The 22,005-nt window shown below is 70.2% G+C and carries 21 protein-coding genes; 10 read left to right on the top strand and 11 right to left on the bottom strand.

The genetic code is table 11. The features are described 5' to 3' along the window. Complete coding sequence (locus ACFY01_RS35050; RefSeq protein ID WP_390739790.1) at positions 1-501, top strand: CGNR zinc finger domain-containing protein; 501 nt, start codon at positions 1-3, stop codon at positions 499-501. Between the two features lie 95 nt (positions 502-596). Here the strand turns inward: ACFY01_RS35050 and ACFY01_RS35045 are convergent, their stop codons facing one another. Further along, positions 597-1,940 carry a UDP-glucose dehydrogenase family protein gene (locus ACFY01_RS35045; protein ID WP_390739789.1) on the bottom strand — a complete coding sequence of 448 codons (1,344 nt, stop codon included), beginning with the start codon at positions 1,938-1,940 and terminating at the stop codon, positions 597-599. 182 nt (positions 1,941-2,122) lie between these two features. Between ACFY01_RS35045 and ACFY01_RS35040 the strand changes: the two genes are divergently transcribed. Continuing rightward, on the top strand, positions 2,123-3,280 hold the full coding sequence (locus ACFY01_RS35040) for an acyl-CoA dehydrogenase (protein WP_390739788.1): 1,158 nt from the start codon (positions 2,123-2,125) through the stop codon (positions 3,278-3,280). A gap of 111 nt (positions 3,281-3,391) precedes the next feature. On the opposite strand, the gene ACFY01_RS35035 is transcribed toward ACFY01_RS35040, so the two are convergent. Continuing rightward, the gene (locus ACFY01_RS35035; RefSeq protein ID WP_390739787.1) at positions 3,392-3,931 is read right to left on the bottom strand and encodes a TlpA family protein disulfide reductase; all 540 of its coding nucleotides are present in this window, start codon (positions 3,929-3,931) and stop codon (positions 3,392-3,394) included. Positions 3,932-4,059: 128 nt separating this feature from the next. Beyond that, the gene (locus ACFY01_RS35030) at positions 4,060-4,620 is read right to left on the bottom strand and encodes a MauE/DoxX family redox-associated membrane protein (RefSeq protein ID WP_390739786.1); all 561 of its coding nucleotides are present in this window, start codon (positions 4,618-4,620) and stop codon (positions 4,060-4,062) included. A gap of 221 nt (positions 4,621-4,841) precedes the next feature. On the opposite strand from ACFY01_RS35030, the gene ACFY01_RS35025 reads away from it, so the two are divergent. The 6 genes from ACFY01_RS35025 (at position 4,842) to ACFY01_RS35000 (ending at position 8,922) form a co-directional block, all read left to right on the top strand. Further along, on the top strand, positions 4,842-5,009 hold the full coding sequence (locus ACFY01_RS35025; protein WP_390739785.1) for a hypothetical protein: 168 nt from the start codon (positions 4,842-4,844) through the stop codon (positions 5,007-5,009). Positions 5,010-5,051: 42 nt separating this feature from the next. Further along, positions 5,052-5,222, top strand: coding sequence for a hypothetical protein (locus ACFY01_RS35020; RefSeq protein ID WP_390739784.1), 171 nt, complete (start codon positions 5,052-5,054; stop codon positions 5,220-5,222). Further along, on the top strand, positions 5,222-7,108 hold the full coding sequence (locus tag ACFY01_RS35015; RefSeq protein WP_390739783.1) for an ABC transporter ATP-binding protein: 1,887 nt from the start codon (positions 5,222-5,224) through the stop codon (positions 7,106-7,108). Before ACFY01_RS35020 ends, ACFY01_RS35015 begins: the two co-directional genes overlap by 1 nt. A gap of 25 nt (positions 7,109-7,133) precedes the next feature. Then, a complete protein-coding gene (locus ACFY01_RS35010) occupies positions 7,134-7,583 on the top strand; it encodes a S26 family signal peptidase (RefSeq protein WP_390739782.1) in 450 nt (149 codons plus the stop codon). Between the two features lie 101 nt (positions 7,584-7,684). Further along, positions 7,685-8,464 (top strand): SAM-dependent methyltransferase, encoded by a 780-nt coding sequence (locus tag ACFY01_RS35005; RefSeq protein ID WP_390739952.1) that lies wholly within the window; start codon positions 7,685-7,687, stop codon positions 8,462-8,464. An 86-nt stretch (positions 8,465-8,550) separates the two neighbouring features. Then, on the top strand, positions 8,551-8,922 hold the full coding sequence (locus ACFY01_RS35000; RefSeq protein ID WP_390739781.1) for a four-helix bundle copper-binding protein: 372 nt from the start codon (positions 8,551-8,553) through the stop codon (positions 8,920-8,922). Between the two features lie 68 nt (positions 8,923-8,990). Here ACFY01_RS35000 and ACFY01_RS34995 read toward each other — a convergent pair whose 3' ends face one another. After that, positions 8,991-9,356 (bottom strand): hypothetical protein, encoded by a 366-nt coding sequence (locus ACFY01_RS34995; RefSeq protein WP_390739780.1) that lies wholly within the window; start codon positions 9,354-9,356, stop codon positions 8,991-8,993. A 170-nt stretch (positions 9,357-9,526) separates the two neighbouring features. Then, positions 9,527-10,834 carry an LCP family protein gene (locus ACFY01_RS34990; RefSeq protein WP_390739779.1) on the bottom strand — a complete coding sequence of 436 codons (1,308 nt, stop codon included), beginning with the start codon at positions 10,832-10,834 and terminating at the stop codon, positions 9,527-9,529. A gap of 119 nt (positions 10,835-10,953) precedes the next feature. On the opposite strand from ACFY01_RS34990, the gene ACFY01_RS34985 reads away from it, so the two are divergent. Further along, positions 10,954-11,511, top strand: coding sequence for an acyl-CoA thioesterase (locus tag ACFY01_RS34985; RefSeq protein WP_390739778.1), 558 nt, complete (start codon positions 10,954-10,956; stop codon positions 11,509-11,511). Positions 11,512-11,570: 59 nt separating this feature from the next. On the opposite strand, the gene ACFY01_RS34980 is transcribed toward ACFY01_RS34985, so the two are convergent. After that, positions 11,571-12,938, bottom strand: coding sequence for an LCP family protein (locus ACFY01_RS34980; RefSeq protein ID WP_390739777.1), 1,368 nt, complete (start codon positions 12,936-12,938; stop codon positions 11,571-11,573). A 294-nt stretch (positions 12,939-13,232) separates the two neighbouring features. Here ACFY01_RS34980 and ACFY01_RS34975 point away from each other — a divergent pair, with 294 nt between their 5' ends. Beyond that, positions 13,233-14,261 carry a glycosyltransferase family 2 protein gene (locus ACFY01_RS34975; protein ID WP_390739776.1) on the top strand — a complete coding sequence of 343 codons (1,029 nt, stop codon included), beginning with the start codon at positions 13,233-13,235 and terminating at the stop codon, positions 14,259-14,261. A 30-nt stretch (positions 14,262-14,291) separates the two neighbouring features. Here ACFY01_RS34975 and ACFY01_RS34970 read toward each other — a convergent pair whose 3' ends face one another. From ACFY01_RS34970 to ACFY01_RS34950, 5 genes are all read right to left on the bottom strand, one after another. Continuing rightward, positions 14,292-15,938, bottom strand: a complete 1,647-nt coding sequence (locus tag ACFY01_RS34970) for an LCP family protein (RefSeq protein WP_390739775.1) — start codon at positions 15,936-15,938, stop codon at positions 14,292-14,294. Positions 15,939-16,175: 237 nt separating this feature from the next. Then, on the bottom strand, positions 16,176-17,762 hold the full coding sequence (locus tag ACFY01_RS34965) for an LCP family protein (protein ID WP_390739774.1): 1,587 nt from the start codon (positions 17,760-17,762) through the stop codon (positions 16,176-16,178). A gap of 114 nt (positions 17,763-17,876) precedes the next feature. Beyond that, a complete protein-coding gene (locus ACFY01_RS34960; protein ID WP_390739773.1) occupies positions 17,877-19,640 on the bottom strand; it encodes an LCP family protein in 1,764 nt (587 codons plus the stop codon). Positions 19,641-19,870: 230 nt separating this feature from the next. Next, positions 19,871-21,055: an LCP family protein gene (locus tag ACFY01_RS34955; protein WP_390739772.1), complete on the bottom strand. Its 1,185-nt coding sequence runs from the start codon at positions 21,053-21,055 to the stop codon at positions 19,871-19,873. A gap of 119 nt (positions 21,056-21,174) precedes the next feature. Beyond that, positions 21,175-21,930, bottom strand: a complete 756-nt coding sequence (locus ACFY01_RS34950; protein ID WP_390739771.1) for a TIGR03089 family protein — start codon at positions 21,928-21,930, stop codon at positions 21,175-21,177. Positions 21,931-22,005: the final 75 nt, after the last annotated feature.

Below are 22,005 nucleotides of genomic sequence, written 5' to 3'. Positions count from 1 at the left end.
GTGAGTGAGAGATCGGCCGCGCCGGGCGGCCTGGCTCTGGTCGAGTCCCTGGTCAACACCCTGGACATCGAGTCCGGCGCCGACACGCTCGACACCGCGGACGGCCGTGCCCGCTTCGGACTCGCCGAGGACGACGTCCCCGGGGCCCGCGAGCTGCGCGAGTCACTGCGCGCGGCGCTCCTCGCCCACGCCGGCCACCCCCCGCACACCCGGGTCACCCCCCTGGACGACCTGCTCGCCTCGGCCCCCCTGCGCGTGACCGTAGACCCGGCGGACGGCGCGGCGGCCCTCACCCCCGCCGACGCACGCCCGCTGCACTCCCGTATCGCCGTCGCCGTGGCCGAGGCCCTCGTCGCCGGCACCTGGCTGCGCCTGAAGGCCTGCGAGGCCGACACCTGCCTCTGGGCGTACTACGACCGCAGCCCCGCCGGACGCGGCCGCTGGTGCTCGATGCAGGTGTGCGGGGCGCGCGCGAAGATGCGGCGGTACCGGGCGAAGTAGTTCGGCGGTCGGGACACAGGTTGGTGGTGCAGAATGCGTGAAGACGCCGGTTCGGCCGACTGAGCCTCGGCCGAACCGGCGTCACCCGTGGTCCGTCAGGCGGTGGGGCGCCCCATCGCGCGGTAGGTCCAGCCGGCCCGCCGCCACAGCTCCGGGTCGAGGGTGTTGCGGCCGTCGAGGATGACCCGGGCCGTCGCGGCCTCGCCCAGCGCGGCCGGGTCCAGCTCCCGGAACTCCCGCCACTCGGTGAGGTGCAGGACGACGTCGGCGCCCCGGACCGCCTCCAGCGCGGAGTCGGCGTAGCCGAGCGTCGGGAAGACCCGGCGGGCGTTGTCCATGCCCTTCGGGTCGTACACGGTGACCTGGCCGCCCTGGAGGTGGATCTGGCCCGCCACGTTCAACGCGGGGGAGTCCCGGACGTCGTCCGAGTCGGGCTTGAAGGTCGCGCCGAGCACCGCGACCCGGCGGCCCAGGAACGAGCCGCCGCCGAGGATCTCGCGGGTCAGCTCGACCATCTGGCCGCGGCGGCGCATGTTGATGGAGTCGATCTCGCGCAGGAAGGTCAGTGCCTGGTCGACGCCCAGCTCACCGGCGCGCGCCATGAAGGCCCTGATGTCCTTCGGGAGGCAGCCGCCGCCGAAGCCGATGCCGGCGCGCAGGAACTTCTTCCCGATCCGGTCGTCGTACCCGATGGCCTCCGCCAGCCTGGCGACGTCACCGCCCGCGGCCTCGCACACCTCGGCCATGGCGTTGATGAAGGAGATCTTGGTCGCCAGGAAGGAGTTCGCGGCGGTCTTCACCAGCTCCGCCGTCGGGAAGTCGGTGACGACGAACGGCGTGCCCTGGGCGACGGGGGTGGAGTACACCTCGCGCAGCAGCTTCTCCGCCCGCTCGCTGCGCACACCGACCACGATCCGGTCGGGGCGCAGCGTGTCCTCGACGGCGAAGCCCTCCCGCAGGAACTCCGGGTTCCAGGCCAGCTCCGCGTCGGCGCCGGCCGGCGAGTGCTCGGCCAGGTAGGCGGCGAGGCGGTCGGCGGAGCCGACGGGCACGGTGGACTTGCCGACGACGAGCGCGGGACCGGTCAGGTGCGGGGCGAGGGAGGCGAGGGCCGCGTCCACGTACGACATGTCGGCCGCGTACTCCCCGTGCCGCTGCGGGGTGTTCACGCACAGGAAGTGGACGTCGCCGAACGCGCCGACCTCCGCCCAGTCCTGGGTGAACCGCAGCCGGCCCGAGGAACCCTCGATTCCCGCGACATGCTTCCTCAGCAACTCCTCGAGCCCCGGCTCGAACATCGGGGTCTCGCCGCGCTCCAGCTTGGCGATCTTCTCCGGTACGACGTCCAGGCCCAGCACCTCGAAACCGAGCTCGGCCATGGCCGCGGCGTGCGTGGCGCCGAGATAGCCGGTGCCGATCACGGTGATCTTGAGGCTCATGGGTGCTCCAGGGGGTACGCGTCAGGTGCGGGCCCGAGCATAGCCAAGGCATGCCCCGTGGCTTCGGTGGGCGCTTGAGTGGGCAACTTCCCTGCTGTCGCCAAGCTCACGTATGCGGGCCGCTGGTGGACCCCTAAACTTTGTGTTACTTAACGGTAATTAGCGTTGGAGCGTGAGACACCTTGGCCGGATCGGCTGACTTCGACCTGTACCGCCCGTCCGAGGAGCACGACATGCTCCGTGACGCCGTCCGCTCGCTGGTCGAGGCGAAGATCGCGCCGTACGCCGCGGCGGTGGACGAGGAGGCCCGCTTCCCGCAGGAGGCGCTCGACGCCCTCGTGGCGAACGACCTGCACGCCGTGCACGTCCCCGAGGAGTACGGCGGCTCGGGCGCCGACGCCCTCGCCACGGTGATCGTGATCGAGGAGGTGGCGCGGGCCTGCGTGTCCTCCTCCCTGATCCCGGCCGTGAACAAGCTGGGCTCCCTCCCCGTGATCCTCTCCGGCTCCGAGGACCTGAAGAAGAGGTACCTCTCGCCGCTGGCCAAGGGCGACGGGATGTTCTCGTACTGCCTCTCCGAGCCGGAGGCGGGCTCCGACGCGGCCGGCATGAAGACCAAGGCGGTCCGCGACGGCGACCACTGGGTCCTCGACGGCGTGAAGCGCTGGATCACCAACGCGGGCGTGTCGGAGTACTACACGGTGATGGCCGTGACCGACCCCACGAAGCGCTCGAAGGGCATCTCGGCCTTCGTCGTCGAGAAGTCCGACGAGGGCGTCTCCTTCGGCGCCCCGGAGAAGAAGCTCGGCATCAAGGGCTCCCCGACCCGCGAGGTCTACTTCGACAACGTACGCATCCCCGCCGACCGCATGATCGGCGAGGAGGGTACCGGCTTCGCCACCGCCATGAAGACCCTGGACCACACCCGCATCACCATCGCCGCCCAGGCGCTCGGTGTCGCCCAGGGCGCCCTCGACTACGCCAAGGGCTACGTCCAGGAGCGCAAGCAGTTCGGCAAGCCGATCGCCGACTTCCAGGGCATCCAGTTCATGCTCGCCGACATGGCCATGAAGATCGCCGCCGCCCGCGCCCTCACCTACCAGGCCGCGGCCGCCTCCGAACGCGGCGACAGCGACCTCACCTTCCAGGGCGCCGCGGCGAAGTGCTTCGCCTCCGACGTCGCGATGGAGGTCACCACGGACGCGGTCCAGCTGCTGGGCGGTTACGGCTACACCCGTGACTACCCGGTGGAGCGGATGATGCGCGACGCGAAGATCACGCAGATATACGAGGGCACGAACCAGGTCCAGCGGATCGTGATGGCAAGGAACCTTCCCTGACCCGGTTCTGAACCGGTCGGTCCTACAGGGGCGGACGCGGCGTCTGTGCGCGGTGCGCACGGCCGGTCCGCCCCTTGTCGGTGTACCACCGCCAAGGGGCGGGGCCCGGTGTCAGACCGCGGCCTTCGAGGGCGCCGGCAGGCGGGCGGGATCGAAGGTGGTGGCGCCGAGGGTGCCGTCGGCGGTGATCAGGCCGAAGACCGGGTAGCCGGTGATGTCGAAGGCCTCGCCGAGCGGGCCGTCGCCCGGCTCGACCACGACGTGTGCGACATCGGCCAGGGCCGCCACCTGCTCGCGGGCCTCCTCCTCGGTGCCGTGCACGACGGCGAGGACGCTGCGGCCGGACCCACGGGTGACGGCGCGGGCCTGCTCCACGAAGAGCGGCAGCCGCTCCTTGCAGGCCCGGCAGTCGGGTGAGAAGAAGCCGAGCATGGTCTCCCCGAGGCTTTCGCGGGTGATCCGCTCGCCGGCGGTGGTGACCGCGGAGAAGGCGGGGGCGGCGGAACCGGCCGGGATGATCAGTCCGTCCACCGCCTTGTCGGCCTTCTCCTCGCCCTGGGCGCGGAGTTTGCGTATGACGCCGAAGGTGAGCAGCAGGTTCAGCAGACAGAGCAGGGCGATGAGGACGACGGCGGTGACCAGAAAGGGCATGGGTGACTCCGGGGTCTCGTGTCATCGTGGGGCGGGGTGTCCGCCCGTCGGACTCGGGATGCGGGCGCGCTGTGGCCGCCCGGTGATCCAGGGACAGCAGCCGTCCGGGACGTCGGGACGGGTGTCGCCTACGGGGCGGATCTGCGGACCCGTCCCGTGGTGTGCGGGGCGCTGTCGCCGAACAGGGTGCCCAGCTCGTCCGTGAAGATCACGAGCAGGGCGCCCACCAGTGCGCCGAACGCCGCGATCAGCACTCCCGCAGCCTGGGTCGGCGCTGGTGCCCCCGAGAGTCCGGCGGCCAGGCCGAACGCCGCGAGAGTGAACAGCGCGGCGTTCCGGACCACGTGGCGGCGGCCGATCGGCGCGGTCGAGGCGCCGAAGCACGCGCAGGACGTCTTGGTCCCGCTGCGGAGCGTACGGATGATCCCGACGGTGAACGCGGCGAGCAGCAGCAGGGTCAGGACGAAGCCGGGCGCGCCGCCGGGGCTCAGGGCGAGCAGCACCACCGCGCCGCACTCCGCGACGACCACGGCCACCGCCACGAGGCGGCTCAGACGGGCCGGTACGCCCATGGCCCGGGCTGAGTCCTGGAAGTCCCGGAAGGACGCGGCGCCTCGCAGCTTTCCGGTCGCGGATGCGGCGAACACGATGCCGACGAGGAGTCGGACGGCAAGCAGGGCGTATGCCACGGGCAGCTCTCATCCCCCATGAGACGACTGGGCCTGAGAAATGTACCCCCGAGTCAACAAGAGCAACAGTGGTCATTTTCCGACTCAGCTTTCCATCCAGCAACTGGAGCCGATGCCTCAACTTCATTGCCCTTGCGCCCAGTTGGTGTCGCCACGTAACTTCTGCCCCTGCCGGGCCTCACCCATGGTCCGGTCTTTCGCTCCCACAACGGAGGTTCGCGATGACGCGTCTGATCGGCACGATGGGCGACAAGCTGCTGGGCATGCTGCTGAAGGAGGACCGGGCCGGCGCCTGCGTCCCCGAGCACGGCAGCTTCTGCAAGTGCCAGAACCACCACCGGTACGTCTTCAGCTGCGCCGGCCCCTGTGTCCGGGACGGCAGCTGCTGAGTCACGCCCATCCCCTGCTCACGTCCTGACCAGGAGGTAGTCATGAAGCGAATGATCGGCGCGATGGGTGACCGGCTGCTACAGCTGGCGCTCGGCGAGCAGCGCGCGGGTGCCTGCGTCCCCGAGGTGGGACAGCTCTGCTATTGCAGGAGTGGGCACCAGTACCGGTATTCGTGTAACGGCGTGTGCACCAAGCGCGTCGAAACCTGCTGATGACGCACCCCGACCCAGCGGCCGGTTCCCCGGAGGCGGTCTCGCCTTCGGGGAACCGGCTGCGGGCCCGCGCCGCATGGGCGGCCGTGGCCCTCCAGTTCCGTGCCACGCCCGTCGGCGCCTCCTCGCTGTTCGCGGTGACCGTGGGAGTCGGAGTGACACCGGCTGTCACCGCCTGGCTCGCCAAGCTGCTCTTCGACGAACTCGGGCGCGGCGCGCAGGCCGACACGCGGCATGCCGTGAGCCTCGGCATCGCCACTGCCGCGCTGGGCGCGCTCTCCGCTGTTCTCCTCCAACTAACCGCCTATCTGGACGAGTTGGTGCGCAGACGTCTGGTCGTCGAAGTCGAACGCACCCTGTTCGCCAAGGTGGACGAGTTCCACGGACTGCGGCGGTTCGAGGATCCCGCGTTCCACGACCGACTGCGGCTCGCCCAGCGGGCCTCGGAGGACGCACCGCACAACGTCACCATGTTCACCCAGGAGGCCGTGCGATCGGTGGCCGCCGTCAGCGGCTTCGCCGGCGCCCTCCTCGCTGTCTGGCCCCCGATGGTGGGCCTGCTGTTCCTCGTCGGTGCCGCCGCGCTGCTGGCCAGGCTCTCGCTGGCCCGCCGTCAGGTGGTGGTCTGGGAGCTGACCTCGGCCAGGCTGCGCCGGCATCTGTTCTACCGCTCGCTGCTGATCGATCCCCGAGCCGCCAAGGAGATACGGCTGTTCGGCCTCGGCGGCTTCCTGCACGGCCGGCTGGTCCGCGCGCTGAGCGACGCCACCGAGGCCGAGCTCGCGGTGACCAGGCGCGGAACCCTGGTGCAGTCGGGCTTTACCGCTCTCAACGCCCTGGTGGCCGGACTCGGCACGGTCGTCGTGGTCGCGGGCGCGGCCCGCGGCAGGTTCACGGTCGGCGACGTGACGCTGTTCATCGCCGCCGCCGCGGGGGTACAGGGCGCGTTCACCGGCATCGTGTTGCAGGCCGGAGCGGCCGCGGAAGGCGTACGGCTCTTCGGCCACTATCTCGACCTGCTCGACACCCCCGACGACCTGTCCCGGGGCACGACGCCCGCACCGGAACTCACCGGACGCATAGAACTGCGCGACGTCTGGTTCCGCTACGACCCGTCGGGCCCCTGGGTGCTGCGCGGGGTGGACCTCACCATTCCGGCCGGCAGCGCCATGGGTCTGGTGGGCCGCAACGGCGCCGGCAAGAGCACCCTCATCAAGCTGCTCTGCCGGTTCTACGACCCCGAGCGCGGTTCGATCCTCTGGGACGGCACCGACATCCGGACCATGGACGTGGCCGACCTGCGCCGCCGGATCGGCGTCACGTTCCAGGACTACATGACGTACGACCTCTCGGCGGCCGAGAACATCGGCATCGGTGATCTGGCCCACCGGGAGGACCTGGGGCGGATCCGCGACAGCGCGACGCTCGTCGGCATCGACGAGACCCTGCGGAACCTGCCCGACGGGTACGAGACCCAGCTCAGCCGGACCCACCTCAACGAGGAGGACGGCGCCCCCGGGGTCACCCTCTCCGGCGGTCAGTGGCAACGGGTCGCGCTGGCCCGCTCGTTGATGCGCGGCGAGGCCGATCTGCTGATCCTGGACGAACCCAGCTCGGGCCTGGACCCGGAGGCCGAGCACGAGGTGCACCGCACGCTCGGTCTGCACCGCCGGGGACGAACCGCGCTGCTGGTCTCGCACCGGCTCGGCGCCCTGCGCGAGGCGGACACCATTGCCGTGCTGGTGGACGGCAGGATCGCCGAACTCGGCTCCCACGACGAGCTGATGGCCCTCGACGGCGGGCACTACGCCCGGCTGTTCGCCCTGCAGGCGGCGGGTTACGCCGAGCGCGGCGATCGGGCCATGACCACGGAGGCGGCCCCATGAGCCGTCCGGAACGGAAGGCGTTCGGATGACGGGTGCGGGGCGGGCGACGGTGGGACTGGCCGTGGGCGCGGGCGCGCTGCTGCTCTCCGTCCGCGTACTGCGTTCACGCATCGCCCTCATCAGGGTCACCGGGTCGAGCATGGCCCCGGCGTTCGCGGACGGCGACCGGCTGCTCGTCCGCCGCACCACTCGCGTGCGGCGCGGCGACGCGGTGGTCTTCCGCAACCCCTTGCCGTCGGCCGAGGGTGACGAACCTCTGCCCTGGCTGGTCAAACGGGTCTGCGCCCTGCCCGGCGATCCGGTGCCGCCCGATGTACGCCATGCCGTCGGCGCCCCGGACGGCGGGACCGTGCCGGCCGGTTCCCTGGTCGTGCGTGGTGACGCCGCTCGCACCCAGGATTCCCGCCACTTCGGCTACGTCGCCGAGTCCACTGTGCTCGGCGTGGTGCTCACCCGCCCAACTACCACCGGCTAGTTTGGAGTTCGGTCTGGTGTTCATCGCGAGAGATGACGGTCCGAAGGAGAGACGAGGCTATGTCCCACACACCCGCCGCCGGTGACGAAGGCGTCGCGCGCATGACCCGGCTGCGGACCGACGTGTCCCACTCGGCCCGCATCTGGAACTACTGGCTGGGCGGCAAGGACCACTACCCGGTGGACGAGGAGGTCGGGGAGCAGATCCTCGGCTTCGTGCCGGCACTGCCCCGTTCGGCCGTGGCCGACCGGGCCTTCCTCGCCCGGGCGGTGCGGTACTTGGCCGGTCAGGCGGGGATCCGGCAGTTCCTGGACATCGGCACCGGCCTGCCGACCGCCGACAACACCCACGAGGTCGCCCAGCGGGTCGACCCGGCGGCCCGGATCGTGTACGTCGACAACGACCCCCTCGTCCTGACCCACGCCCACGCGCTGCTGACCAGCACGCCGGAGGGGGTCACCGACTACATCGAGGCGGACGTGCACGACCCGGAGAAGATCCTGCGGGAGGCGGCCCGGACGCTGGACTTCGACCGGCCGGTCGCGATCACCATGCTGGGCATCCTGAACTTCGTCATGGACACGGACGAGGCGGTCTCCATCGTCCACCGGCTCCTGGACGCCGTACCCTCCGGCAGCCACCTGGTGATCTCCCACCCCACCACCGAGGTGGACGGCGAGGCGATGACCCAGGCGGTGGAGTACTGGAACAGCCAGGGCTCGGCCCCCATGACCCTGCGCAGCGGCGCCGACCTGGTCCGCCTGTTCGACCGGGTGGAGGTCCTCGAACCGGGCATCGTCTCCTGCTCCCGCTGGCGCCCCGAGGAAGGCCCGGAGCCCGTCGCGGTCACCCACTTCGGCGGGGTCGGCAGAAAGCCGTAGCAGGAATGGCAGTACCCGCGGGTCGGGCGTAGGACGGAAGCACACGGAGCCCACTTCCTGGGCACCCCTGCCTCCGAGGAGGAACCATGACCGCACCTGGAACCCAGCCCGCCATGGGAGCGATGAGCAAGGAGATGCAGGAGTGCGTCGAGGCCTGCATGGCGGCGCACACCATGTGCGAGCAGGCCATGAGCTCCTGCATGCACATGGGCGGCCAGGCCCAGATGCAGATCATGCGCGCGCTCATGGACTGCTCCGAGATGACCCGCATGTGCGCCGACATGATGATGCGGCGCTCGCCCATGTCCCAGGAGATGTGCGCGATGTGCGCCAAGGCCTGTGACATGTGCGCCGAGGCGTGTATGTCCATGCCGGACGACCAGCAGATGATGCGCTGCGCGGAGGCGTGTCGCCGCTGCGCGGAGATGTGCCGGGCGATGGCGGGCGTCAGGATGTGAACCGGACCTGAGCCGACGGCGGAGGGCACTCACGCTGTGTGAGTGCCCTCCGCCGTGCTGTGTCGTCGCTACGCGATACCGGGCCGCGCCTCGATGCAGTCCCAGTACTTGCCGGTCGAGTACGTGCCGACGCAGGCATCGATGTGGACGGTGGTGCACTCCGGCATTTTCGTGCCGTAGGCCACGGAGATCGTGGTGCCGGCGCCCTGCCGGTCCCACACGATGTCGTAGAGCCCGCCGCCGCCGTTCGGGTACTCCACCGAGACGACGGCGACGGCCGAGTGGCCGTCGGCCACCGCGTCGTGCACGAACACCTTGTCGCCGTCGTTCTTGAACCAGGCCGAAGAGTTCCCGTACGCGCTGTACGCCACGCTGGAGTCCTCGCTGCAGTAGGCAGCCGAAGCCGAGTGCGCTCCGATGACCGACAGACCCATGGCGGCCAGGGAAACCGCCGTCAGTCTGCAGAGAGCGCGGGAAGAGATATCGAGCGGACGCATGTGTTCCCCCGTTGATCCGTGCCGGACGAGTGAAGCGGATCATGACATGCTCATGTAGGCGTCGTAAAGACTTCTCCAAGGGGAGGTCGGGACGGCGGCACGGCGCCTCAGTTTCCGCTCACCGTCACCCGCTCGTCGTTGTTCAGCTCGTCCACCAGCGTCTTGACCTTCGCCTTGTCCCAGACGAGGTTGCCGCCCGAAGAACCGGAGATCGGCATGTTCATGGACGTGCCGTCACCCCCGCTGACGCCCTTCATGGCCCAGAACATCGACGCCAGGTCCCACAGGCTCATGTCCTTGTCGACGGTGAGGGAGTCCAGACCGGCGCCCATGGTCGGGTAGAACTTGAACGGGTTCAGCACCGTCGACGGGGTGGCCACCTGGTGGGCGAGCGCCGACAGGAACTTCTGCTGGTTCTTGGTGCGCTGGAGGTCGGACGCGGCGAACGCGTGCCGTGTGCGGACGAAGGCCAGGGCCTGCTCACCGTTCAGCGTCTGCTTGCCGGCCTTGAAGTCGGCGCCCGAGTACTTGTCCTTGAAGCCCTTGTCGATGTCGATCTCGACACCGCCGACCGCGTCCACGATCTTCGCGAAACCGGCGAAGCCGATCTCCACGTAGTGGTCGATGTGCAGGCCGGTGTTGTACTCGATGGTGCGGACGAGCAGCGTCGGGCCGTCGTACGCGTACGCCGCGTTCAGCTTGTTCGTACCGAGCGGACCCTTGATCTTGCCGGACTCCGAACCCTGGAACTTCGGAATCATGACGTTCGAGTCACGCGGCAGCGAGACCAGGGTGTCGCCGTTGTCGCCGACGTGCAGGATCATCATCGAGTCGGTGCGCTGGCCCTGGGCGGATCCGGTGTGCAGCTTCTTCTTGTCCTCGGCCGTCATGCCCTTGCGGCTGTCGGAGCCGACGATCAGGTAGTTGGTGCCCTTGCCCGCCTCCGGCCGGTCGATGACCTTCGACAGGTCGACGTCGCGGTGGAGCTTGGAGTCGGCCCAGAAGTAGGTCGCCACCGACGTGACGATCAGCACGGTGGCCAGCGTGATCGCGGTCCACTTGATGCGGCGCCGCCAGTTCGGCGCGGGACGCGGGCCGCGGGTGGGCGCGCCCGCCGGGCCGCCGGGGCCGCCGCCGGGCGATCCGTAGACCTGGCCCGTGTTGTAGCCGCTGTCGTACTCGCCGTAACCGTCGTGTCCCTGTCCGTCGACGTACGACGGCTGCTGCGGGACCGCGGCGCCGTACGGCGGCGCCGCCTGGCCGGGCGCGCCGTACCCGCCCTGGCCGGGCGGGGCCGCCGGGCCACGCCGTACCTGCCGCATCACACGGGCGCCCTCAGGCTGCGCGCCGGCACTCCCGCGTCCGTAGCGCGGGCCGCGGTTCTCGTCGGACCATCCCTCGGGCCAGTCATTCATGCGCCCCAGTGTGCCGGGCCCGACCAGGTGACTTACAAGGCTTGTCGGAAAATCAGGGCGCCGCTGTTGCGAACCCGACACAAATTCCGCGAATGTCACCCCGGCATAAGGTGGGGGCCATGACAGACCAGGCCACCCCAGTGGAGTCGGGCACGCCGGACATCCCCGGCAAGCCCACGTCCGCGTCCCGGACCACGCTCAGCCACATCATGACCCACAACGACACGAACCTGCTCGGCACGGTGCACGGTGGTGTGATCATGAAGCTCGTCGACGACGCCGCCGGTGCGGTGGCCGGCCGGCACAGCGGGGGCCCCGCCGTCACCGCGTCCATGGACGAGATGGTCTTCCTCGAGCCGGTCCGCGTGGGCGACCTGGTCCATGTGAAGGCCCAGGTCAACTGGACCGGCCGGTCCTCGATGGAGATAGGCGTCCGGGTCCTGGCCGAGCGCTGGAACGAGTCCACCCCGGCCACCCAGGTCGGCTCCGCCTACCTGGTCTTCGCCGCCGTCGACGCCGACGGCAGGCCCCGCCGGGTCCCACCGGTCCTCCCGGAGACCGAACGCGACAAGCGCCGCTACCAGGAGGCCGAGATCCGCCGCACCCACCGCCTCGCCCGCCGCCGTGAGATCCGGGAACTCCGCGAGAGGCGCGCCGCGGAGGGCTACGAGGACTAGGCCTCGTGTGACATTCCCCGCCCTCGCGGGTCCGGGGAATCGTCAGACGCGTGCCGACGTCAGCACCGCGCCTCGTCGCCGCGTACCACCGTCGCCTCCGCCTGGCCGTTCGCCGACTCACCCCTCACCTTGCGTACGCCCTTGAAGTCGGACCCGGCGATCACCTTCAGCATCGGGCCCTGCCCGTTCGCGGGCCGTAGCTCGCTGCCGGGGAGGGCGGCGGCCAGGGACCTGGCGGAGCGGTCCCAGCGGGGGTCGTAGAGGACGACCGTGCGGCCCACGTTGTGGTCGGGGGCGTCGAGCGGCAGGTGCGTGGTGGCGAAGCCGGTCGACGCCAGGGCCGTGTCCACCCGCCGGCCGAGGCCCACCGTGCCGGTGCCGTTCAGCACCTGGACGCGGATCTGCTGCGGGGCCACCTCCACCGGGACCACCGTCTCGCCCTGCGGTCGGCGCGCGGGCGCCAGCGGCTTGTCGTCGCGCAGGGCCTGGAACAGCTGCTCCGCCTTGGGCCCGTCCCACTTCAGCGTCGAGCCGATGCCCTTCACGGGATAGGACAACTGCCCGATGGGGACGGTCGTGAACTCCGACGAGGAGGGGGAGAAGTTCCGCATCGCCCGGCCCAGCTCCAGCAGCTCGTCCGTGCCGAAGCCCTCGTCCGCCCGCACCGAGCCCAGTACCGCCCGGGTCACGTCCCGGAACCGCATCGGGTTCAGCAGCACCCCCGACGAGGTCGCCCGCTCGACCAGCGACGCCAGGAAGCGCTGCTGGCGCCGCATCCGGCCCAGGTCACTGGCCCCGTCGACGTGCCGGGCGCGGACGTACTGGAGGGCCTGCCCGCCGGCCAGGGTGTGGGTGCCGGCCGGGAGGTCGAGGCCGGTGTAGCTGTCCTTCAGCGGCAGCGGGGTGCAGACCTGGACGCCGCCCAGCACGTCGACGGTCTTCATGAAGCTGGTGAAGTCGACCTCCAGGTAGTGGTCGATCTTGACGTGGGTCATGTTCTCGACCGTGCGGACGGTCAGCTGCGGGCCGCCCTCCGCGTACGCCGCGTTGAGCTTGAGGGGATGCGGCCCGTGTCGCTGCCCGGTGGCCTCGTCGACGTGCGCGGGCGCCTCGGCGTAGGAGTCGCGCGGCAGGCTGACCACGCTCGCCCGCTCCCGGTCGTCCGAGATGTGCACGATCATGATCGTGTCGGTGCAGTGGCAGGGCGCACCGCCCAGCCGGTACTTCCGCCGCTCCCGCTCGCCGATCTTGTCCCGGCCGTCGGTGCCGACCAGCAGGATGTTCGTGCCGTGACCGGCCCGCGGGCGGTTCTTCATGTCCTTGAAGGCGTCCACCCGCGCGATGCCCGCGTCCAGGCTGCTGACCACCGCGTGCCCGATCCCGGCGGAGGCGAGCACCACCACCGACAGCGTGGTCACCGCCCGCATGGCCCACCGCGGCCGTTTCCGTCCGGCGGGGGGCCGCGGCACCCGCTGCGGCTGCCGGGGCGGTCGCGGGTGCTGCTGGGGCCGTGCCGGAGAGCTCGGCGGCGTGACGGGCATGGGGACACCTCCGCTGGGGCTTCGGGCCCCCCGGGTCCCAGGGCCTGTCAGGACAGACCGCTGCGTCCCGGGGCCGTACGGGGGAACGTGAGCACCGTAGGCCCATACGATCTGCGGCCCGCGGCAGCGACCCGGCGGCGCGCACGGGTGTTCCCCCGTTCGCGGTAACGTGAGCCCCCTATGAACGCCAACCCCGACGTGCGGCTCCCCGCCGTTTCTGTGATCATGCCCGTCCTCAACGAGGAGCGGCATCTGCGCGGGGCCGTCAAAGCGATCCTCGCGCAGGAGTACGCCGGCGAGATGGAGGTGGTGATCGCCCTCGGCCCGTCCGCGGACCGTACGGACGAGATCGCCGCCGAGCTGGTCGCCGAAGACCCTCGTGTGCACACCGTCCCGAACCCGACCGGCCGTACCCCCGCCGCGCTCAACGCCGCGATCAAGGCTTCCCGCCATCCGATCGTGGTCCGCGTCGACGGGCACGGCATGCTCTCGCCGAACTACATCGCCACGGCCGTACGGCTGCTGGAGGAGACCGGCGCGCAGAACGTCGGCGGCATCATGCACGCCGAGGGTGAGAACGACTGGGAGCACGCGGTCGCCGCCGCGATGACCTCGAAGATCGGCGTCGGCAACGCCGCCTTCCACACCGGCGGCGAGGCGGCCCCGGCCGAGACCGTCTACCTCGGTGTCTTCCGGCGCGAGGCGCTGGAGCGGCAGGGCGGTTACAACGAGGAGTTCATCCGCGCCCAGGACTGGGAGCTGAACTTCCGTATCCGCGAGGCGGGCGGGCTGATCTGGTTCTCGCCGGAGCTGAAGGTGTCGTACCGGCCGCGGCCCAGCGTGAAGGCGCTCGCCAAGCAGTACAAGGACTACGGCCGTTGGCGGCACGTCGTCGCCCGCTACCACGAGGGCTCCATCAACCTGCGCTACCTCGCCCCGCCGACGGCGGTGTGCGCGATGGCGGCGGGGATCGTGGTGGGCGCGGCCCTGACCCCCTGGGGCTTCGTGATCCCCGGCGGCTACCTCGCGGCGATCGCCGCCGGGTCGGTGCCCGCCGGCAAGGGCCTGCCCCTCAAGGCGCGGCTTCAGATCCCCGTGGCCCTGGCCACCATGCACATGTCCTGGGGCTGGGGCTTCCTGACCAGCCCCCGTTCCCTCGCGAAGAAGGTCATCGCCTCGCGCCGTCCCGCGGTGCTCGCCACCGACTGAGTCCGCGCGCGAGGCGCCCGCCGGCCCGGGCTACCAGGTGTAGCTCGGGTTGACGTGCATGCACTGCTTCTTGTCCGCGCCGTTGATCACCTGCGCCGAGTCCGGCGTCGAGTCGTCCTCCTTGGGCGCGGTGTACTTGGTGCCCGTGCGCCAGTCGGCGCCGACGACCAGGGTGACCCCGGAGACGTCCGTCGACTTCTTCACCGCGGACGTCGGGATGCCGAGCGCCTTGGCCACCCGCTGGGCGTCCCCCTCCAGGTCCGCGCTGGGATAGCGGATCACCGTCGTGGCCTCGCTCGGGGCCGCCGAGCGGTCCGACACCGCCTGCGTGAAGCCCTCGCCGGCGAGGAGCTGGGCGATCGTGTTCGCCCGCCCGGAGACCGCGGCCTCGGTGTCGGACCCGGTGCCGTTCTGCACCTGTACGGCGATCTTGTCGTCGGCCGCGGCCGGGTCCGAGCTCGTCTTCGGCGCGGCGGCCTTCTCCTTGCCCTTGCCGTCCAGGGCGATGTCGTCGCGGACCAGCCGGAAAAGCTTCTCCGCGTCACCCGGCTTGGGCACCACCCGGCCACTGGTGGGCGACTCGTACTGCCACGGCATCGTCGTCATGGTGATGCGCTTGGTGGGGACCTTCTTGAGCTCCTTGCTCAGGTCGTACAGCTTCTTGACCGTGCCGAGCCCGTTGTCGACCGTGAGCGCCGTGGTGGCCGTCTCGGCGAGGTCCTTCAGCTTGCCGGGGTTGCTGAGCGTGGCGTTCTCGCGCAGCTGGCGGACCATCGCGTTCATGTACTGGTGCTGGGCCTTGGCGCGGGCGATGTCGGTGTTGTCCTCGAAGCCGTACCGCGTGCGCAGCCACTGGAGGGCCTGGACGCCCTTGACGTACGTGGTGCCCCTCTTCAGCTTCAGGCCCGAGCCGTGGCCGTTGCTGTCCTTGGAGTACACGTTGGCGTCCACGCACACCGGTACGCCGCCGATGGCGTCGGCCATCGACACCACACCGGAGAAGTCGATCATCATGAAGTGGTCGATGTGGATGTCGGTGAGCTTCTCCCACGTCGCCACCGTGCAGCCGGGGCCGCCGCGGCCCAGCGAGTCGTTGGTGATGTGCATCGTGAGCTCGTCGTAGACCTTGCCGCTCTTGGGGTCCGTGCACTTGGGGATCTTCACGAGCGTGTCGCGCGGCATGCTGACCACCGACATGTTGCTGCGGTCCGCCGAGACGTGCAGCAGCATCTGGACGTCGGCGCGGGGCGCGGTGTTGAAGGTGTCCTTCGCGCCGCCGAGTTCCTGGTCCTTCTTGTTGTTCCGCCCGTCCGAGCCGATCAGCAGGATGTTCAGCGGCGTCTGCCCGGCCGCGTTCGCCTTGGACTCGGCCGCCCTGTCCTTGGCGTCGCCGATGTTCAGGGGGTCTTTCTTGATGTTGGCGTTGAGGTGCTCGTAGTAGAGGTATCCGGCGCCGGCCGTGCCGAGTATCACCACCGCCAGCACCGTCGCCGACCAGCGCAGGGCACGCCGTCTGCGGTGCGGCGCGTTCTCCCCCGTACCGCTCTTGCCGCCGCCCGCACCGCCCCCGCCGCCACGGCGTCTCCCGCCGCCGCGCCGGCCGTGCCCGGCCGGCGCCTCGCCTCCCTGCGGTGTGAGGGACATCGTGTCCCCGACCGCGGGAACCTCCCCGCTCATGCTGCTCCGCGTCAACTCCCTGCCCCTCCCACCCTGCGCCCTCACCGGGCACGCCCTTGCCCCTAGTCAGACGCACGAGAGGCCCAATGGGTTACCCCGCAAAGGGCACCCACGTTGTCCGCAGCGGACCGCGCGCCCGAATTCGCCCGTCCCCTTCGGACTTGAGCGCGCCACATCATTCTGTAGCCAGTTAGGAGTTCGCTGTGCGGTCCCGGCGGGAAGTGCGAGCCCCTTGTTCTAGAAGCGATACGGCGCGTACACGTCCATGCACTTACCGCTTTCCGAGGCGTTGATGGCGTCGGAATTGCCGGGCAGCTCCCCGGACTTCGGCTTGGACTGCTTCGGATAGGACGTGCCGGTCCGCCAGTCGGCGCCGACGACCACCGTGATGCCGGAGACGTCGGCCGACTTCCTCACCGAGGACAGCGGAATGCCGAGCGACCGCGCGACACGCTGTGCGTCGCCCTCCAGACCGGCGCTCGGGTAGCGCACGACGGTCCTGTTCTCCGACAGCCCGGCCGTGCCGTCCATGGCGGCCTTCGTGAAGCCCTTCCGCACGAGTTCCTGGGTGATCGCGCCGGCGCGGCCGCCGACGGGGCCGAGGGTCGCGGACCGGGTGGCGTTCCGCACCGTGACACCGATCCTGTCGTCCGAGGTGGAGGGGTCCTTGGTGGCCTGCTCGTCGCCCGTGGTCCGCTTCGCGGCCGCGGCCCTGCCCTTGTCGTCGAAGGGCACGTCTTCGCGGAGCATCTGCCACATCTTGTCGGCGTTGGCCGTGTCCGGCAGGACGTGCTCGCTGTTCCGCGGGTCCTCGACGTGAGGCATCGTCATCGACGTGATGCGATTCGTCGGCACCGACTTCAGCTCCGTGCCCAGGTCGTACAGCTTCTTCACCGTGCCGATCTCCTCGGAGACCTTCAGGGACTTCGTGGCCGCCTCGGCCAGGTCCATCAGCCGGCCGCTGTCGGTGAACACGTTCTGCTGCTTCAGTGTGCGGATCATCGAGTTCAGGTACATGTGCTGGGCGCGGCTCCGCATCAGGTCGCTGCCCCAGGCGTGCCGCGTGCGCAGCCACTGGAGGGCCTGCTCGTGGTAGATCTTGTGCGTCCCGGCCTTCATCCTCAGCCCGGAGCCGCCGCGCTGGGCCGGCGTCGAGTGGTCCCAGACGTTCTGCTTCACACAGACCTCGACGCCCCCGATGGCGTCCGCCATCCTCACCACGCCCGCGAAGTCGATCATCATCCAGTGGTCGATGTAGACCCCGGTGAGGTTCTCCCAGGTGGCCAGCGTGCAGCCGGCTCCGCCCCGGGCCAGGGTGGTGTTGATGATGTCGTTGGTCGCCGGATACTCGTGATGGGTCTTGGGGTCCTTGCACCTGGGGATGTCGACGCGTGTGTCGCGCGGGATGCTCACCATGGCGGCGCTCTTGCGGTCCGCCGACAGGTGGATGAGCATCTGCACGTCGGCCAGCGGGGGGCTGCCGACGCTCTCCCGGTGCCCGCCGAGCTTCAGATCCTCCGCGGTGTTACGGCTGTCGGAGCCGATGAGCAGGATGTTGAGCGGCGTCTGCCCGTCGGCGTTCGGCGCGGTCTTCCTGGCCTTGGAGTCGCCGCTGCTGCGCTCACCCTTCTGGATATTGCCGTTGAGATGCTCGTAGTACAGATATCCGGCGCAGGCCGTGCCGAGTATCAGGAGCGTCAGCGTCGTCGCGGACCATCTCAGAACGCGGTGCCCGCGCCGGGACCGCTGTCTGCCGTGGCGGCTGCCGCCGCCCTCACTGCTGTTCGGTGTCCGCTTCTCCCCCTGCACGCGGTTCTGCGTCACTTCCCCGTCCTCCCCACCCTGGCGCCATGAAAAGGGCCTGTCCTACGCCCTGTCAGACGTAGAACAGGCCCCTTCGGTCACCTCGTGGGTCGACCGGCCCCCGAATTCAGTGGCTCACGAGGCGCACTGCACCTTGTCCGCCGTGGACTTGTCGACCTTCGGCGCCTTCGTCGGAGTGGTGAGGGAGACGCCCGCACCCTTGAAGTCCTTGCCCAGGGTGAGCGTCATCGCGGGCAGGCCCTGGGAGTTGGTCACGCTCTTCCCTGGCTTCATGGCGGATCCGGAAAGCCCCAGGATGGCGGCCAGCCTGCGGGCCTGGGCCGCCTGGTCGGGCGCGTACTCCAGGGTGGTCCTGCTCAGTGCGGCGGGGGCGTTGCCCGCGTTCTCCGACTTCGTCACGCCCTCGTCGTTCTGGAGCCAGTTGAGGGCCGCCTGCGCGCTGCCGGAGCGCGCTCCGCCGTTGAGGATGCGCACCCGCACCTCCGAGGCGGCGGACTTGGTGCCCTTGAGGCGGGCGGCCTGCGCGTCCTTGGCCGCCTTCTGCTTCTTCTTCACGTCGCTGAAGGACACGTCGCTCTTGATCGCGTCGAAGACCGCGGGAGCCGTCGAGTTGTTGAGGACGACGGTCGTCTTGACCTTCTCGGCCGGGTTGTCCACGACCGGCACCGTGGTGAAGGTCAGGTTCTTCGGGTTGAGCTTGCCCAGTTCCAGACCCAGGTCCTTCAGCTTGCCGATGCTGTCCAGCTTGTCGTCCACGGTCAGCGCCTTGGTGCCGGCCTCGGCCAGCTTCAGCATCTTCGTCGGGCTGGTGAGCGTCGAGTTGGAACTCAGCTTGCGCATCAGCGCGCTGAGGAACTGCTGCTGGAGCCCGATCCGGCTCAGGTCGCCGCCGAACCCGACCGAGTGCCGGGTGCGCACGAACGCCAGCGCCTGCTCGCCCGAGATGTTGTGCGTGCCCTTCGACAGCTTCAGGTGCGAGTCCTTGTCGTCGATGTCCTTGCCCAGGCAGACGTCGACACCGCCGACCGCCGTGGTCAGCGTCTTGACCGCGTTGAAGTCGGCGACCATGAAGTCGTCCGGGGTGATCCCGGTCAGCTCGGTGACCGTGCGCATGGTGCAGCTCGGGGTGCGCCCGTCCTGGCCGAGGCTGGTGTTGAAGCGGACGTTGTCCGTGCCCGGGATGACCTTCTTGGAGCCGTCGGCCTGGGTCGTCGGGCAGTCGGGGACGTTCACGATCAGGTCGCGCGGAATGCTCAGCGCCGTGGCGTTCGTCCGGTCCTTGGAGACGTGCAGCAGGATGTTGGTGTCGGCGTGACCGACGCTGCCCGCGTCACCGTAGCCCTCGTTGCCCTTGCCGGTGCGCTTGTCGGTGCCGATCAGCAGGATGTTGATCGCCTCGTCCTTGCTGAAGCCACCTGTGCTCGCGCCGTCGTCGGAGACGGACGTGATGTTGTCGTTCAGGTGCTTGATGTAGAGGTAGCCCGCGGCCGACACGGCGACCAGCACGAAGGCCATGGACCCACCGGTCCACAGCAGTATCTTCTTCGCCTTCGACTTCTTCTTCACCGGCCGCCGGTTGCGGCGTCCCGGCGGCGGCTCGGGGGGAGCCCCCCGGCGCCGGCGCGGACCGGGAACCTCCGACACGAGGGTGTCCCGGGTACCACCGTCCGGGCCGCCACGCCCCGGCGCCGCGGTCCGGCCGCGCGCCGCGGCTCTGCCTCCACCGCCCTGGGGGGACGCGGATCTACGCGGCCCCGGTACCGTCGACTGCGCTGCGGAATGACTCAGTCGCAGTTCGTATTCGCCGGTGTTCGGATTGAGCACCCACTGGTCTGCGGGATCGATGTTGTCCGCCCGCCCACGGCCTTGCGCGTCCACGGTTGTCCGAATCCTCCGTCGGGGCCACGCGGCGCCTACCCCCCACAAGGCGCTCGGGTCTCGGTCAGTCAGTGCACGACCCCAGGACGGACCTCGCGGCCGGGTGCACCGGATCGCTCACACTATCCGCCCAGTTCAGCGTCAGGCGACGCTCGTGACAAATTCCACCTCCCTACAACAGGGCAATACACCCCATTCCCATGAGCAGATGTTCGGTCTTGGCGCTCGTTTTACTCGCAGGTGTCCTCGGCGGCGGTGTTGCCGCGGAAGGTGGGGGTGGGGGAGGGGGCGCTTCGCCGGTCGTCGGGGCGGCGGTCGTTGTGAGAATCCGGTGTGACTTCCCGTGCGACCTCCACCGGCCGGTCGGCCCGCAACAGCGCGAAGAGTTTCTCGGCTTCGGGTTCCACCAACTGGTCACGATTGGCGTTGTAAACGTACGACTCCCTGGGAACAGTCAGAAAACGTACTTCCTTGGTAGGGATGTCCCTCAAACCGCGCACCAGTCGGTAAAGGCCGCGCAGACTCGCCAGTTCCGGATCGGTGGTGAGTGAGGAAGTGGCCGCGTCCAGCACCGGGTAGAGCTTGACCGGGTTCAGCAGGACGTCGTCGCTGCGCACCTTGTGCACGAGCGCCCCGAGGAAACGCTGCTGCCGGTCCATCCGGTCGGTGTCGCTGCCGTCACCCAGGGACTTGCGGGCCCGCACGTAGCCGAGCGCCTGCTCGCCGTCGAGGGTCACCTTGCCCGCGGGCAGCCGCAGTCTGGCGGCCTTGTCGCGGATGGGCTCCTTCAGGCACACCTCCACGCCGTCCACGGCGTCGACCATGTCCTTGAAGCCGCTGAAGTCGACGACGACGTGGTGGTCGATCCGGATGCCCGTCAGCTTCTCCACGGTCCGGATGGTGCAGGCCGAACCGCCTATCTGGAAGGCGTAGTTGAGCATGGCGAACGTCGGCTCGCTGCGGCCGCCGTCCGCCCGCCGGCAGCCCGGCACGTCCACCATCAGGTCGCGGGGCAGGGACACGGCGGTGGCGCTGCGCCGGTCGGCGGCCAGGTGCAGCAGGATCGTGGTGTCGGACCGCTCGCTGCCCAGGTCCCGTCCGTACTCGTCGTTGCCGTCCCCCGCGCGCGTGTCCGACCCGATCAGCAGGATGTTCTGCGCGTCGCGCACCAGTGCGGTGGGCCGCTCCCGCTCGTACCGGGCGAGCTCGGCCGCGGCCGCCTCGTCGGGCGTGATGTTGGCGCTCAGCTTCGTGTACACCGCCCAGCCGCCCCCGGCCGCCGCCATCACGAGGATCCCGGCCCCCAGGGCCACCGCCTTCGCCCACCGCCGGCGCCGTCGTGCACGCCCCTCGCCGGTGGCGGCGGCGCCGGAAACCGTGGCCGGGCCGGAGGGCGTGCCTGCGGTGTCGGTCACGGCGGGGCCACCCCCTCATGGCTTACGGGCGTCATGTCCTGGTTCTTACGACCATGACGCGCGCGGCAGGCCAGGGGAGCTTCTTGTTACTCCGAACGAGTGAACCCCGTGCGGCCCCCTCAGTGGCGCGCGGCGGTCACCCGCTCACTCTCGATCCGCTTGGCCAGAGCCTCCTCGTCCAGCCGCTCCAGGTGCCGGCACAGCACCACGGAGCCGCCGGTGGCCAGCGGCGCGTACAGTCCCGCGCTCAGCCCCTCCCAGGTGTCGTACGGCAGCCCGGACAGCAGCCGGGACCCGGGCCCCGTGAGGTCCAGCGCCGGAGCCTCCCGGACCGCCCGCTCCACCACCTCGGCACCCGTCAGCTCCGCCCCCGCGACGATCAGCGCCGGCTCCTCGGGATCGACCGGCGAGAACGGTGCGAACCGGTCGCCCTGGCCCGGGACTTCCACGGCGTAGTCGGCGAAGCCCGCCGGGGGCTGCGGGAACCGTCCGCCGAGCGGCCGCAGCGCGAGCGCGACCCGCTCGCCGCGGCACGCCCGCGCGGCGTCCAGTGAGTCCGGTCCGCTGACGACGACGTCGGCCGCCGCCGGGTCGCCGGCCATGTCCGCGATCACGCCCACCGACGAGCAGGCCAGCAGCCACACGGCCGTCTGCCAGTGCGCGGGCAGCAGCAGCGCGACCCGGTCGCCGGGTCCGGCGGCGAGGTCGCCCTGGAGGAGGTTGGCGGTCTTGGCCACCCAATTGGCGAAGGTGGCCACGGACAGTTCGACGCGTTCGCCCGTGGCGTCGTCGTAGAAGGTCACCAGGGGGCGTCCGGGATCCGCGGCGAGCGCGGATCGCAGCAGGTCGGCAGGGGTGCGATCGGTGGCGTTCACCCGCGCAAGCGTACGCGGCGGACCGACCCGGCACCGCGCGGCGGGGCCACCGGTTCGGCGGAACCCCAGCCGACG

It is taken from the genome of Streptomyces sp. NPDC001480 (assembly GCF_042894725.1).
In the GTDB taxonomy this organism is placed as follows: Bacteria; Actinomycetota; Actinomycetes; order Streptomycetales; family Streptomycetaceae; genus Streptomyces.
The sequence above is the reverse complement of the archived record's forward strand: the minus strand, read 5'-3'. Positions and strand labels throughout refer to the sequence as shown.

Excerpts from the sequence above, each read along its gene's own strand:
- ACFY01_RS35045 (WP_390739789.1), bottom strand. The coding sequence starts at position 1,940 with ATGAGCCTCAAGATCACCGTGATCGGCACCGGCTATCTCGGCGCCACG.
- ACFY01_RS35035 (WP_390739787.1), bottom strand. The coding sequence starts at position 3,931 with ATGCCCTTTCTGGTCACCGCCGTCGTCCTCATCGCCCTGCTCTGTCTG.
- ACFY01_RS35025 (WP_390739785.1), top strand. The coding sequence starts at position 4,842 with ATGACGCGTCTGATCGGCACGATGGGCGACAAGCTGCTGGGCATGCTG.
- ACFY01_RS35020 (WP_390739784.1), top strand. The coding sequence starts at position 5,052 with ATGAAGCGAATGATCGGCGCGATGGGTGACCGGCTGCTACAGCTGGCG.
- ACFY01_RS35015 (WP_390739783.1), top strand. The coding sequence starts at position 5,222 with ATGACGCACCCCGACCCAGCGGCCGGTTCCCCGGAGGCGGTCTCGCCT.
- ACFY01_RS35010 (WP_390739782.1), top strand. The coding sequence starts at position 7,134 with ATGACGGGTGCGGGGCGGGCGACGGTGGGACTGGCCGTGGGCGCGGGC.
- ACFY01_RS35005 (WP_390739952.1), top strand. The coding sequence starts at position 7,685 with ATGACCCGGCTGCGGACCGACGTGTCCCACTCGGCCCGCATCTGGAAC.
- ACFY01_RS35000 (WP_390739781.1), top strand. The coding sequence starts at position 8,551 with ATGACCGCACCTGGAACCCAGCCCGCCATGGGAGCGATGAGCAAGGAG.
- ACFY01_RS34995 (WP_390739780.1), bottom strand. The coding sequence starts at position 9,356 with ATGGGTCTGTCGGTCATCGGAGCGCACTCGGCTTCGGCTGCCTACTGC.
- ACFY01_RS34990 (WP_390739779.1), bottom strand. The coding sequence starts at position 10,834 with ATGAATGACTGGCCCGAGGGATGGTCCGACGAGAACCGCGGCCCGCGC.
- ACFY01_RS34985 (WP_390739778.1), top strand. The coding sequence starts at position 10,954 with ATGACAGACCAGGCCACCCCAGTGGAGTCGGGCACGCCGGACATCCCC.
- ACFY01_RS34980 (WP_390739777.1), bottom strand. The coding sequence starts at position 12,938 with ATGCGGGCGGTGACCACGCTGTCGGTGGTGGTGCTCGCCTCCGCCGGG.
- ACFY01_RS34975 (WP_390739776.1), top strand. The coding sequence starts at position 13,233 with ATGAACGCCAACCCCGACGTGCGGCTCCCCGCCGTTTCTGTGATCATG.
- ACFY01_RS34970 (WP_390739775.1), bottom strand. The coding sequence starts at position 15,938 with ATGAGCGGGGAGGTTCCCGCGGTCGGGGACACGATGTCCCTCACACCG.